This window comes from Asaia bogorensis (assembly GCF_900465345.1).
GTDB classification, from domain to species: domain Bacteria; phylum Pseudomonadota; class Alphaproteobacteria; order Acetobacterales; family Acetobacteraceae; genus Asaia; species Asaia bogorensis_A.
Genome location: NZ_UEGO01000012.1, coordinates 1 through 13,753, shown reverse-complemented (window position 1 = coordinate 13,753; position 13,753 = coordinate 1). Strand labels below are relative to the sequence as shown.

Here is a 13,753-nt window from a genome sequence, read left to right as displayed (position 1 = left end):
AAATGGGCATCGCGCAGGAACAAGTCAAGAACGTCAGGGTGCGGTAAACGCTGTTAATTTCGTGCAGAAAAGGCCGCAGTCCCTCGCCTCAGGCGTCCCCTCCCTCAGGGAAAACACGGAGCAATTCCTGAACGGCGTTCTTGATTGAGTAGGGCTTGCGCAAAACAGGAACATCCCTGAATTCAGCCGGTATCATCGTGCGGTCGGCATAGCCTGTTGCGAAGATGAACGGCACATTCTTCTTGCGCAGAAGCGTTGCCACTTCGTGAGAGTTTTCCTTGCCCAGGTTGAAATCGAGCAGCGCAATATCCGGGCAGCGGTCCTTGATGGCCTGCAATGCCTCATAGACCGACGAGACGGTACGGATATGACGCACACCATAGGTGCTCAGAGCCTGCTCCGTTTCCATCGCAATCAAAAGCTGGTCCTCGACCAGAAGCACATTGGCCGCATGCAGACGCTCCGTCTGGGCGGTATCGGCCACAATCGGCCCTTCAGTTTCGGGCACGGTCGCTGTCTCGGCCACCAGAACAGCATGACGGGCCGGGAAAGTCAGGCAGATGAAAAGGCCTTCCGGTCTGAACTCCCGCTTTGCCGTTCCGCCCAGTTCATGCGGGATGGCACGTTCGAGCAAAATGGAGCCAAACCCGTTGCCTTTGGGCAGATTGACTTTGGGGCCGCCTGTCTCGGTCCATTCAAGCACCCAGCAGCCTTCAGCCTCGTCAATGAACCAGCGGATATGCAGATTGCCGCTCGGCACCGACAGCGCGCCATATTTGGCGGCGTTGGTTGCCAGTTCGTGCAATGTCAGGGCGGCAACCGACAGGGCAGGCCCGGAGAGCCACAGATTGGGGCCTTCAAGAATGACGGCAGTGGGCTGATGTCGGTAGGGTTCGAGTTCGGCCTCCAGCAGGGTGCGCAGCAATCCACCGCCATCGGTGCGCGCAACCTGATCATGCGCACTCGCAAGCGCCTTTATACGCCCACGCAGAATCTCGACATATTCCTCAATGGTGCGCTCTTTGGCCACAGGGCGACCGATGAGCGACTGCACAACCGCCAGAATATTCTTCACGCGGTGGTTGAGTTCCTCATTTAGCATGCGCTGGCGCAAATCGGCGTCAGCCCGCTCGGAAAGCTGCTGCTGATGATAGACGCCCATCACCTGGATCAGGGCCGAGCGCAATTGCGCCGCTGCCTCGATGTCGAAGCTGGACCAGGGAAGGCAGCGCTCATGCACCTGCTCTTTCCAGATCGCGAAACTCTGGCGCGGCGTCAGGCGAGGGCCGTGTGGCCCATGCTGATAAGTCTTCTGCGGATCCCCACCCCAGTTGATGGTCTGCACGATTTCACGGCGAAACAGGAAAACGTAGTTTTCCGGCTGGGGTGAGATCGGAATGATCAACACACCAGCAACATGCGCTGTATGCGCGGCGATCCAGGGGTGATCCTTGACCAGATGATCCGACTGCCAGATCTGCGTTCCGGCCTTCGTGCGGGCCAGCTCCACGAAGCGGTCCTGCACCTCGGGAGGCGCGGCGATCCCATGTCCTGTCCATTCATTATCGATCCAGATGGCAATACCATCCGACTGGATGAGCGGTGCCAGTCGACTGATCTGCCCACGCAGATAGGCGGGCATATCGGACACAGAGGCGGCATTGCGCAGGACGCTCTCGATCAGCCCGTGCGTTCGCTCCGCAACCTGTAGGCGCGTGGTCTTGAGGATGACGATAACCTGAAGCGCAAAGAACTCCGCAAACATCTGCACGACGGCGCGCTCGGCAATCGGAAGTACGCGGGGCGCGTAATGGTGACAGGCGATCATGCCCCACAGGGCGCCATCGATGACGATCGAGATCGACATGGAGGCGCGAACCCCCATATTGGTCAGATATTCGCAATGGATCGGTGAAACGCTGCGAAGCTGCCCCAGGGACATATCGAGCGGTGAAAGCCCCTCACCCTCAACCAGCGGAACCGGGACGAACTTCACATCCCCAATCATTCGAATGGGCGAACGGCGATAGAGTTCGCGCGCCTGGGCCGGGATATCGGCGCTCGGAAAATGCTGCCCCAGAAAGCTCTCGAGTGAAAGCGACCGCGCCTCCGAGACGACCTTGCCAGACCAGTCATCAGCAAAGCGGTAGACCATCACGCGGTCATATTCGAGCAGACCGCGCATGAGCATGGTCACCACATCGAACAGCCGCGTGATATCGGTCGTCTTGCGTACACGATCCATCATGCCGTGAAGCTGGGTGAGAAACTTCGTGGCGCGGTGCGTCGGCGCGGCTGGCTCGCATTCGAGCACCACCTCCCCATTGACGATATGCACCGCCAGATCGAAAAACAGATCGGGACCCAAAGCCTGATTGAGCAGGAAAACAGGGCGACGCTGAGTCACACTCAGGGTCAGACCATTACGAATGTCATGAATGACATCTGCACCAAAGAGCGCGATCAGATCAGACCCGATACCCAGCCCTTCGTGATGCAGCATTGCCGGTGCGTTGGCCGAGTGCCGGAGCACAATAAAATCACTGATCGAGCAGGTGATCAGACAGCCATGTGGCTGAATACTCCCCGGAATGTGGATCGGTTCGCGATCACAACTCGTCAGATCGACCTGACCAAACTCAGCCATCGACTTTTTCCTCGGCGCGATCGACCAGCCTCACGGCATCACGCGCATGACGGAACAGGGTGGCAGCAGCGCGCCCTGCTTCATCCGCATCAAATTCGGGAGCATTTTCCAGAAGGACCAGGAAGCGGCGCCAGTTATCTGGCGTCGCCGTCTGTTCGGCCAGATGACTGGCTCCATAGGCCGCATCGAAGCCAAGGGCCGCAGCGCGCCGCGCAATAACCCGTCCACCCAGTGCCGACCCCTCGAGCGTATAAAGCATACCCAGAAGTTCAGAATCCGTTGCGGGGGCCGCAATCGCCCCCATCTCGGGCGGAACGATCCCGAGACACCGCAGATCCTCACTCAGGCTGCGCTGCATGCTGACAGGTCGCCAGCCATCGAACCATTCGGGGTAGGTTTGCCCATGAAGGGCATTTTCGGCAGCGAGGCGGAAACCGGCAATACCGGCAACATAGCGCCGATAGCCCCTCGCTGTCGCGAGATCTCCAATAAGGTGGTCGAGTTGCTCATGCGCCTCATGCACATGCGCACGCAGCGTGGCGCGGCGGGAGTTTTCAGCCCTCAGCACGACAATCCCGGGAAACTCACCCTACCTGACATGATCTCGAAGTTCCGTCCCGCCAACGTCAATGATTTTCCATTTAAATCACTCTGTAGCGCAATGTAAACTCGAAGTTTTTCGCTCCAGACCATGAAATCGTTTTTATGCAATATTTATAAGTATAAAGTTAATAAGATATCATATCCGTAAATAAATCGTTTAAAATAGTAAAAGACCGCTCTGTGCCAAAGTCGATCATTTTCGACGCGAAGGGGACTATTGATGAGAAGTATTTTGACACAGCACCCGCGTGATAGGCCTCTCTCCATCAGGCGAATAGGCAGCCGCATCAATGGCTGTTTTTCGACAGGCTCTACTTGGCAGTATGTGCACCTTATGTTCCACACGTCTCGTTACAGAACAGGCATCATGCAGTGAGTGGCCTTCAGACGGATCTTCCGGCGCACCGGAAGATCCCAGATCAGGCCCAGGCTTGGAAATTCATTTCTTTTCGAGAGGCGACGGGCCGAGCTCCCGCAGCAATTCCGCCATCTTGGCATAGGCCTTGTTCCGGTAGGCCACGAGCGCTGCGGCCTCTTCCGGCGTATATTGTCCGTAATATCCCGCGCCGTTCTTAACCCCATATTTACCCTCCGCAACGAGCTTCTTCACCGTGTCCGGGCATGAAAGACGCTCGCCAAACGCATTCTCGGCTGTCACGAAACCATTCACATACACTTCCAGACCCGCCATGTCGGCAATCGCAAACGGCCCGAAGAAAGGCAGGCGGAAGCCGAAGGTGGAGCGAACGATCGTGTCCACGTCCTGCGGCGTGGCAATCCCCTCTTCCACAATGGTGTTCGCCTCTTTGAACAGCACATATTGCAGGCGGTTCAGCACGAAGGTCGGTCGGTCTGCCACCTCGGCTGACTGGCGATTGACACGACCCAGCATCTCCTTGACCGTTGCCACGACCTCCTTTGTCGTTTCCACACCCGAGACGAGTTCGACACCCGGAATGAACGGTGCCGGATTGCTGAAATGCACGGTGAGAAAACGGGCCTGCCCGGTCACAAAGGGGGCGAGCACATGCACAGGAATGGTGGAGGTATTGGTCCCGATAATGGCATCGGGCCGCGCCGCTGCGCTGATGCGCCCCAGGACCTCTTTCTTGACGTCTTCACGCTCGAAAACGGCCTCTTCGATGAAATCGACGTCGCGCACGGCATCCTCGATTGAGGCCGCCGTGGTGAGGTTGGTCATGATACGATCATAGCTGCCCGGCAGGATGAGCCCCTGGTCCTCAAAGGCGCGCGCCTCACCCAGCAGGCGTTCATGCGCACGTTGCGTGGCCTCGGGCGAAATATCAGCCAGCGTGACACGCATACCGGCCGCCGCCATGCTTTGCGCAATACCGCCGCCCATATAGCCCGCACCAATGACAGCGGCGCTTCTGATTGTCTGAACGGCCATGATATTTCCTCACGATCATTTTGATGGACGCTGGAAACGGGATGTTCCAGCGATGTCGTGGACGTAGAAATATTCACCCGGAACGGGGAGCGTCCAATATTCGTATCGATACGATCCATACCTATTTTAATATGAAACTTGCCATGTCACATTCCCATCTTGGCCCGTTCTGGTTCATCGCGTCGCGTCTCAAGCTTCGGCATCTGCAACTTCTCGCGGCTTTTTCGCGCCACTCGACCCTGTTGGCAGCGGCGGAAAGTCTTGGCATGGCCCAGCCCGCCGCTTCCAAACTCATCGGCGATCTCGAGGAGTTGATGAAAATCCGGCTGTTCAGGCTGGAGGGGCGACGGATGATCCCCACCTTTGCAGGCGAGGTCCTGACCCGCCACGCACTGGTCATGCTTGATGAACTCGAGCGTACGCGCGTTGAACTGAACGCCCTTGTCGATGGCAGGATTGGCCATGTCTCGATTGGCGCCATTGATGGTCCTGTGGTGCAGTCACTCGCCGACATGCTGCGCATCGCACAGGATGATTATCCTGAAATCGAGCTCGAAATACGCAGTGGCCCGAGCGACAGTCTTTTTCAGATGCTTATTGATGGACAGATCGACATCATGCTGGGCCGTCGCCCCGTCATTCCGTCGGCTCATCCTGTCAGCTACGAGGAGATTGCGTCAGAGCAGCTCGTTGTCGCAGCAGCTCCAGACCATCCACTCGCAGCTTCAGGGCCGCACACGCTCGAAGCTCTGTCCGAATTTCCCTGGATCCTCCAACGTCGCGGCAGCCGGTCGCGCCAGCGCCTCGAGGAACTCTTTCTCGAGCGCGAACTGCCCCTGCCAACCCGCATCGTGTCGTCGGATTCCTGGATGATGACACTCGCCTACATCACACGCAGTCGGGCGCTCACCCTGCTTTCGGCACCGGCTGCCGCCCTGCAATCGGATTTCGGTCAGATCGCAATTCTGCCGATCGATTTTTCCTTCAATGTGGCCCCGTGGGGGATCATGACTGTGCGTGAACGCGCGCCAACTCCGGCAGCTCTTACCGTCATGACACTCCTGCGCCAGTGCATCCCTCAGATGTCGTCGAACCCGCAGGACTAGATGCGCCCGTATCATGACATCAAGGGTCAAGCCCCGGCCGTTGCGCGCGACACAGCATATGATTCAACAATTGTCATGGTGCGAGAGCGCATCTGAAGCCCCATGCGCGCCCCTGAGCCCCAGCGGCTGTCCACTCGTTATGTGACGCGGATATCCAACTCATGACCGCCCATTCTCTCATCAACCGTCTCAAGCTGCGTCATCTCCGGCTCATTCTGGAACTTGAGGCGACCAATAACCTGCACCGCGCTGCCGAGCGGATGAATCTCTCCCAGCCTTCGGTGTCCAAGCTGCTGCAGGAAGTCGAACACGCGCTGAACACGCGTCTTTTCGAGCGCTCGTCACAGGGAGTATTTCCCACCCCAAGCGGCGTTTTGGCCGCGCGTCATGCCCGCCTGATGCTCAATGATATCGACCGTCTTCAGCTCGATATGAACGCAATGCAGGAAGGGACCTATGGCACGGTACGCGTGGGCTCGATTGTCGCCGCCCTGCCCGACATCATTTCGCCCGTCTTTGCCCGCATCGCTCAGACGCAACCCGGCATCAGTCTCTCACTGACCATCGACACGAGCGATGCGCTTTTGCTGGGTATGGAAACAGGCCGTCTGGACTTCGTTATCGGGCGCGCACTCGGCTTGCACGGCCCGATGGCGCTCGATTGCCGTGAGCTCGCCCAGGAGCCGCTATGCGTCGTGACCAGCATCCATAACCCGATGCCCGACCCCGGCACCCTGACACTGCAGGACGTCGCGAACGAAAAATGGATTCTCCAGACGGCACCAAGCCCCATGAGACGGGCGATCGAAGCCGCATTCACCACTGCACTTCTGCCCTTGCCTGCTCATCCCATCGAAGCGTCTTCGATGTTCGCGACCATCGACCTGTTGCTTCATTCCTGCCTGCTGGCGGTCATCCCCTGCAGCGTGAGCCAACATTACGAAAAAGCCGGGCTCATACGCCGTCTTTCAGTTGCCATGCCCGATTTCCTCGGGCCCTTCTCGCTCATCAGCCAGCCGGGACGACCGCTTTCCCCCGCGGCACAGCTGGTTTTCAGCGCCATTGAACAGGAGTCGATCAGAATTCCTGATCGGTCGGTTCAATCTTGCTTCTAGCGCGCAATTAACTTTCGGATAGGTTTCGTTCATCTCCATTCGGCCCAGTCCGAACGAAAAGGTGACACAGATGCATATCCTCGTCATTGGCGCCGCAGGCATGATCGGGCGCAAATTTACTGAAAGCCTGGTCGCAAATCCCCTCCCCGGCACAGACGGCCCCGAAATCCTGACGCTCGCGGATGTGGTCGCACCTTCAGCGCCAGCCGGGTTCTCGGGACGATGCGAAACCATGACATGCGACCTCACCCAGCCAGGCGCCGCCGACCGGCTATTGAGCGGTCGCCCGGACATCATTTTCCATCTCGCTGCCATTGTGTCTGGAGAGGCCGAGGCCGATTTCGAAAAGGGTTATAGCGTCAATCTCGATGGGACACGGGCGCTGTTTGAGGCCATTCGCCATCATGGCGCACGTGAGGGCTGGAAACCCCGCGTTGTCTTTGCCTCATCCAACGCCGTATTCGGCGGTGATTTCCCTGATGTCATTCCCGATGACTACATCCTGACACCGCAAACCAGCTACGGCACGCAAAAGGCCATGGACGAATTGCTGCTGGCCGATTACCGCCGCAGGGGGATATTCGATGGTATCGGCCTGCGTCTGCCGACCATTTGCGTCCGCCCCGGCAAACCGAACCGCGCGGCCTCCGGGTTCTTTTCCGGTATCATACGCGAGCCGCTGGTCGGGCTTGAGGCAACTCTGCCCGTGCCTGACACCACACGCCACTGGATGACGAGCCCTCGTTCAGCTGTGCAATTCCTGCGTCATGCCGCAGTGCTCGATTTGAACCGTCTGGGCGAGCGACCCAATCTCTCCCTGCCCGCCCTGTCGATCACGGTGGGAGAACAGATTGCCGCCCTGCGCCGCGTTGCCGGAGAAAAAGCCGTCGCGCTTATCCGCCGGGAGCCCGACGAGGCCATAGCCCGCATCGTGGCCGGATGGGCCAGAGGATTTGACCCGAGCCGGGCCCTTTCGCTGGGTTTCACGACCGAGCAGAGCTTCGATGAGATCATCCGGGCTCACATCGAAGACGAACTCGCAGGGCGGATTGCCTGACCCTCTCTTCCGCCTGACCAGCATCGCGCCAGTCCCACAAGATCAGCGCGAGCGAGGAGCACATGCACCATGAGCCCCGATCAGAAAACAAGTCTGCGCGCCCAAGCGCCTTCGCAAGACACCCTGCGCGCCCGCGCAACCGGCAAGGCCTTTGCCAAGCTGCTGCCCTTCCTCATCCTCATGTATATCGTGGCCTTTCTTGACCGGTCGAATATCTCATCGGCCAAGCAGGCGCTGCAAACCGATGTCGGCGTTTCGGATGCCATGTTTGCCTTCGGTGCAGGCATCTTCTTCGTCGGTTATGCCTTGTTCGAAATCCCGAGCAATCTCATTCTCTATCGCGTCGGGGCCAGACGCTGGATGGCCCGCATCATGGTGACATGGGGGCTTGTCTCGGCCGCCATGATGTTCACCCAGGGCAATCTGTCCTTTGTGCTCCTGCGTACGCTGCTGGGCGTCACAGAAGCCGGCTTCTTTCCCGGCATCATGCTCTATCTGACATTCTGGTTTCCCGAAAAAGAGCGCACCCGCGTCCTGGGCGTGTTCTATTTCGGCTATCCGCTCGCGATGACCTTCGGCAATCCGCTCTCGGGTGCGCTGTTTGGTCTTGATGGCGCCTTCGGTCTTGCCGGATGGCAGTGGATGTTCCTGCTCGAAGGCGGACTGGCCGTAGCGATGGGGATCGCCACCTATTTCGTGCTTCCCGACCGGCCGCAGGACGTCAAATGGCTGACGACAGAAGAGAAAGCGACGCTCTCAACCGTCCTCGAGCGCGAGGCCGCCAGTAAGGCTGGGGCGACGGGCCACAGTGTCAGACTGGGTGCCCTGCTTCATTCCACCAAGCTGCTTCAGTTTCTGGCGCTTTATATGGTGATGCAGATTGCCAGCTATGGCGTGGTCTTTTACCTGCCCGAGCAGGTCTCGACCATCCTGCATGAAAAAATCGGCCTGCGTGTCGGGCTGGTCAGTGCCATTCCATGGGCCTGCGCCATTCTCTCCACCTATGTCGTCACGAAACTTGTCCAGAGGCATGATGCCCCGCGCTTCGGGCTGTTGGGCTGTCTCGCGGCGGCGGCAATCGGGCTCGTGATATCAGGCTCTGGCTACGGCCCTGTCGCTCTGATCGGTCTGTGCATTGCCGCAGCAGGCGTTGTCACGGTGCAGGCCGTGTTCTGGAATTTCCCGCTTGCCCATTTCACCGGGGTTCAGGCTGCTGGCGTGATCGCGCTCATCAATGCGCTGGGTAATCTCGGCGGGTTCGCCGCTCCAAACATCCGCAGCTTCGCCACCGGGTTCTGGCACACCCCCATGGCCGGACTTTACGCCGTCGCCCTGTCCGGCGTGGTCGGGCTTGTCATCGCGGCGTTTCTGCCGCGCACCAACAACGCCGAGCAAACGCCCCCTCATCACCCCCGGCATCGCCCTGTGCACTAGGCGCCCTCGGACGCCTTGCCCGATGTCAGGGCCTCTCGCCCTCCCTCATCATGAAGGAACCGACCATGTCGACCACCTATGATCGCACCAACTGGCCCATCGCCGCCGCCATGATCCAGTATGCCAATATCCTGCCAGATGGATCGAGCGTGCAGGACCAGACCCCGGAACAATGGGCCGCCACGCTGTCTGAAGTGACCGATGCAGGATTTACCGAAATCGACCCCACGGACTCCTGGATACGCCTCGCCGATCTGCCGGAAGCCCGCCTGAAAATCTTCGCCGATCTCGTCCGGGAAGCAGGCCTGACCATGCCGGGCCTTTCCACGGCGAGGCGTTCGGTCATCGATCCCGAGGCTGGCGACGAGAATCTGGCCTATAGCCACAGGGTGATCGACACAGCGGCCAGACTTGGCATTGCTGAAGTCTCCTTCGGCCTATTCTACCCCCTCACGCCCCCGCAAAAGGCGGCGCTCTGGTTCTGGACAGCGCAGGGCAGCGTCAATCCTGATGACCCGTCCGTATGGAAGAAAGCGGTCGATCGCATCCGCGAACTTGCGCGACATGCGCAGGAAGTCGGGGTCGGTCTGTCGCTGGAGATGTATGAGGATACCTATCTGGGCACGGCAGACAGCGCGGTACGCTTCGTACAGGATGTCGATCACCCGTCAGTGGGCATCAACGCCGATCTGGGCAATCTGGTCCGGCTGCACCGCCCTGTCGAGCACTGGGCCTCGATGATGCAGAAAGTCGCACCGTTCGCCCGCTACTGGCACGTCAAGAATTACTACCGCACGGAAGACGCAACTACCGGCATGGTCGTCACGGCCCCGGCACCCCTCGAATTCGGGGTGATAAGCTATCGCGCGGCCATCAAGATGGCCCTCGCTCATGGTTTCAAAAGCGCCTTCCTGGTCGAGCATTACGGCGGTGATGGCCTGAGCGTCAGCGCCACCAATCGTGAGTATCTGCGTCGGGTTCTACCCCGCAAGGCCTGAACCCTCCCCTTATCTGCGGGCCCAACCGTTTTGGGCCTGCAGAGAACTGGGCGCTCATCCGGCCCAGCCTGTCTGCCACACTGACACTCCTTTCCTCCCTCATGATCGGAGAGAGATCATGCCCCGACTTCGCTGGCTAATGATCATCCTCTGCTTCGCAGCCACCACCATCAATTATATCGACAGGGCGACAATCGCGATTGCCGCCCCGTTCATGGCCCGCGAACTGCATATCGATCCGGCTGTCCTTGGTGTTATCCTGGGTGGGTTCTTCTGGACCTACGCATTCATGCAACTGCCATTCGGCATGATCGTGGATCGGGTGGGGGTGCGCTCTGCCTACGCTTTTGCCGTGATCTGGTGGTCGGTTTGCACGGCTCTGACAGCGCTTGTTCGCGGCCCCTTGAGCATATTGGGGCTCAGACTGGCGCTTGGCGTCGGTGAGGCCGGCAGCTATCCCTCCAATGCCAAGGTCGCATCGCTCTGGTTCCCAAAGGCGGAGCGGGGCCTTGCAGCCGGCATATTCGATAGCGGCTCCCGCGCTGGCGCGGCTCTCTCGATGCCTGTCGTGGCGCTGCTCATCGCCTGGCTGGGATGGCGTCTCGCCTTTGTGGCGGCAGGAGCACTCGGGCTTGTCTGGGTCGCAGTATGGTTTGGTCTCTATCACGACCCGGATGCCCATCCGAGGGTCAGCGCAGACGAGCTTGCACGCCTGCAAGCCGCCCAGCCACCAGCCCTGAAAGCCCCTCCCGGTAGCTGGAAAGCCCTGCTGAGACATCGCTCCGTCTGGGGTATGATGCTCGGCTTCTTCTGCGCCAATTTCGTCTTCTATTTCTTCGCTACCTGGTTTCCGAGCTACCTCGTTTCAGCCCACGGGTTTTCGCTCAAGGATCTTGGGCTGATCGGCATGATCCCGGGTGTCATCGCCATTCCGGCTGCCTGGCTCGGAGGATGGTCATCCGATCGCCTCCACCATCATGGGTGGAGCCTTACTGCCGCACGCAAAACCTGCCTCGTTGGCGGATTGCTTCTCTCGTCGGTCATTGCCCTGACCGCCTTCGTGACCGAGACATGGCTTTGCATCACGCTCCTCTCACTTTCGTTTGGGGGCATTGCCTTCACTGGTGCGAATATCTGGTCGCTGCCGGCCGACCTCGCCCCCAGCCCGGACCTTGTTGCGACACTTGGTGGGATGCAGAACAGCGCGGCCAATATCGCCGGTATCGTGATTGCGAGCTTCACGGGGCTAATGGTCAGTCTGACCCACGGTTCATTCCTTGTCCCGCTTTGCGCGACCGGGTTCTTTGGCCTGCTCGGGGCACTATCCTATCTCTTCATTGTCGGCCCCATTGCCCCTCTCCCGCTGGACAAAAGATCCGAGGACACAAGAGCGCAACAGCCTATCAACGTGAGACATGAGCCATGCTGAAATCTGCCTCGTCTATCCTGAACCTCAACGATTTCGAGCATCTTGCAAGACGGCATCTGCCACGCGCGATTTTCGGCTATGTCGCTGGCGGAGCTGATGACGGCACTACGGTCCGGCATAACCTCGCGGCGCTGGCTCAGATCAAAACAATCCCGCGTGTCCTGCGCGATGTATCCTCATGTAGTCAGAAAATCACGCTGTTCGGCCAGGAGTACGCCAGCCCGTTCATGATCGCACCGATGGGCGCCTCAGCCGTCGTTGGCTATGATGCGGACAATGCCATGGCCCGCGCGGCCAGGGCGGCACGCATACCCTACGTTCTGAGCGCAAACGCTATCACGCCCATGGAAGAAATCGGACGATCCTATCCGGGATGCTGGTTTGCCGGGTATCAAAAGCCCGACGAAGACAACATTCAGCATATGGCCGCTCGTGTCACCGATGCGGGTTTTTCCGCCTATATGCTCACAGCCGATGTCGCTGTCGGGTCGAACCGGGAGAATAACAAGCGCAACGGCTATACGATGCCCTTCAGACCGACCGCACGCCTTGTAGCGGATATGATGGGTCATCCTTTCTGGCTTTACAAAACGGGATGGCGCACGTTGCGACAACGCGGGATACCCGCGATCAGCAATATCGACCCGGTTGCCAGACCCTCGATTTTCTCGCGCGAGATTAATGCTGTAACGGGTTATCCGAGCTTCAGCTGGAAGCATGTCGAGATGCTGAGACGCCACTGGAAAGGAGCGCTCATCATAAAGGGTATTCTCTCCCCCCATGATGCGCGGCTAGCCAGGGAGCTCGGCGCCGATGGTATTGTCGTGTCCAATCATGGGGGGAGACAGCTCGACTGTGCGGTCTCCCCGATTGATGTGCTCAGCGCGGTGAAAGCTGAAAGCGCAGATATGACCGTGCTGGTTGATAGTGGTTTTCGACGTGGCACGGATGTGATCAAGGCCCTGATGCGTGGCGCTTCGGCAGTGCTTGTAGGCCGCCCCTTCCTCTATGCTGCCTGCCTGGGCGGCGAGGCGTCGATCCGTCATGCGATCGATCTTTTGCAGCGTGAAGTGCACACTGACATGTCGCTGATGGGCGTAAGTTCGTGCGAGGCATTACTCGAGGAGATGTGCATCTGATCGGGGCGTTAGGAGGAGGATATTGTACGTCTAGGCTCGTGCTTTTCCTCCGATCTGTGCTGCAGCCAGACAAAAGCCCGCACGGGATCAGTCAGCATTTAAGCTGACGATCTGTAGGCGGACATAGGTTTGTCCCGGACCATCACATGTTTACCGACGAGGCCAGCCAGACGCTGATGACTGACGCTTGGTACCCGCCTTCATCGAAATAATTTCGGATGGCCCAAGCGACGGGCTGATGAGTAAGACGATCATAAGAGCGGATGAGCACTTGGATCATCTTTCTCGTCTGGATCTACCTTTCTTTTCTCCCCCGCCCCTATCGAAGCCGTCGCAGCGGACCTGTCGGCCTAAATGCTCCATAACTGGCCCTGCGCATGCCGGGTGGTGCACGCGCATATGTATCTTTGGAGAGATTGCAAAGTGCGTTGTGCGTGATGCACCAGAGCACGATGAGGGGGCAGATTGAATGCGTTGTCAGACGCGGGATTTGGATATGAAGCCAGTAACGCAAAACCCGCCTCGAGAGCTGGTGCGCTGTGCCTGGATTGTGTATTGGGGGTATTTTGGTTGCGGGGGCAGGATTTGAACCTGCGGCCTTCAGGTTATGAGCCTGACGAGCTACCGGGCTGCTCCACCCCGCGGGGGTGGTGGTGTGTTTTGTGGGGTGGATCAGGGGACCTGGCGGCGACCGACTTTTCCGCATCTTGAGATGCAGTATCATAGGCGCTGGGGCGTTTCACGGCCGAGTTCGGGATGGGATCGGGTGGAAGTCTCCCGCCATAGCCACCAGGTCTTCTGATCCACCCGACAA

The 13,753-nt window shown here is 59.0% G+C and carries 10 protein-coding genes, 1 tRNA gene and 1 rRNA gene; 7 read left to right on the top strand and 5 right to left on the bottom strand.

Features of this window, described 5'->3' with window-relative positions; genetic code table 11:
• Positions 1 to 88: 88 nt before the first annotated feature.
• The 3 genes from ED655_RS05740 to ED655_RS05730 form a co-directional block, all read right to left on the bottom strand.
• Positions 89 to 2,647, bottom strand: coding sequence for an HWE histidine kinase domain-containing protein (locus ED655_RS05740; protein WP_122049361.1), 2,559 nt, complete (start codon positions 2,645 to 2,647; stop codon positions 89 to 91).
• Positions 2,640 to 3,215, bottom strand: a complete 576-nt coding sequence (locus tag ED655_RS05735) for a biliverdin-producing heme oxygenase (RefSeq protein ID WP_122049360.1) — start codon at positions 3,213 to 3,215, stop codon at positions 2,640 to 2,642. The genes ED655_RS05740 and ED655_RS05735 overlap by 8 nt, the downstream gene beginning before the upstream one ends.
• Positions 3,216 to 3,689: 474 nt before the next feature.
• Complete coding sequence (locus ED655_RS05730; RefSeq protein WP_023978637.1) at positions 3,690 to 4,661, bottom strand: 3-hydroxyacyl-CoA dehydrogenase family protein; 972 nt, start codon at positions 4,659 to 4,661, stop codon at positions 3,690 to 3,692.
• 143 nt (positions 4,662 to 4,804) lie between these two features.
• Here ED655_RS05730 and ED655_RS05725 point away from each other — a divergent pair, with 143 nt between their 5' ends.
• The 7 genes from ED655_RS05725 (at position 4,805) to ED655_RS05695 (ending at position 12,939) form a co-directional block, all read left to right on the top strand.
• Positions 4,805 to 5,767 (top strand): LysR family transcriptional regulator, encoded by a 963-nt coding sequence (locus tag ED655_RS05725; RefSeq protein ID WP_162993407.1) that lies wholly within the window; start codon positions 4,805 to 4,807, stop codon positions 5,765 to 5,767.
• Positions 5,768 to 5,928: 161 nt separating this feature from the next.
• Positions 5,929 to 6,882, top strand: a complete 954-nt coding sequence (locus tag ED655_RS05720) for a LysR family transcriptional regulator (protein ID WP_122049358.1) — start codon at positions 5,929 to 5,931, stop codon at positions 6,880 to 6,882.
• A 70-nt stretch (positions 6,883 to 6,952) separates the two neighbouring features.
• On the top strand, positions 6,953 to 7,939 hold the full coding sequence (gene denD / locus ED655_RS05715) for a D-erythronate dehydrogenase (RefSeq protein ID WP_122049357.1): 987 nt from the start codon (positions 6,953 to 6,955) through the stop codon (positions 7,937 to 7,939).
• A gap of 69 nt (positions 7,940 to 8,008) precedes the next feature.
• Positions 8,009 to 9,373, top strand: a complete 1,365-nt coding sequence (locus tag ED655_RS05710) for an MFS transporter (protein WP_122049356.1) — start codon at positions 8,009 to 8,011, stop codon at positions 9,371 to 9,373.
• 65 nt (positions 9,374 to 9,438) lie between these two features.
• Positions 9,439 to 10,371 (top strand): sugar phosphate isomerase/epimerase family protein, encoded by a 933-nt coding sequence (locus ED655_RS05705; RefSeq protein ID WP_122049355.1) that lies wholly within the window; start codon positions 9,439 to 9,441, stop codon positions 10,369 to 10,371.
• Positions 10,372 to 10,489: 118 nt separating this feature from the next.
• A complete protein-coding gene (locus ED655_RS05700) occupies positions 10,490 to 11,800 on the top strand; it encodes an MFS transporter (protein ID WP_122049354.1) in 1,311 nt (436 codons plus the stop codon).
• Positions 11,794 to 12,939, top strand: coding sequence for an alpha-hydroxy acid oxidase (locus ED655_RS05695; protein WP_122049353.1), 1,146 nt, complete (start codon positions 11,794 to 11,796; stop codon positions 12,937 to 12,939). Before ED655_RS05700 ends, ED655_RS05695 begins: the two co-directional genes overlap by 7 nt.
• 567 nt (positions 12,940 to 13,506) lie before the next feature.
• On the opposite strand, the gene ED655_RS05690 is transcribed toward ED655_RS05695, so the two are convergent.
• Positions 13,507 to 13,583 (bottom strand) — tRNA-Met (locus tag ED655_RS05690).
• A 35-nt stretch (positions 13,584 to 13,618) separates the two neighbouring features.
• Positions 13,619 to 13,733, bottom strand: a 5S ribosomal RNA gene (rrf, locus tag ED655_RS05685).
• Between the last annotated feature and the right edge of the window lie 20 nt (positions 13,734 to 13,753).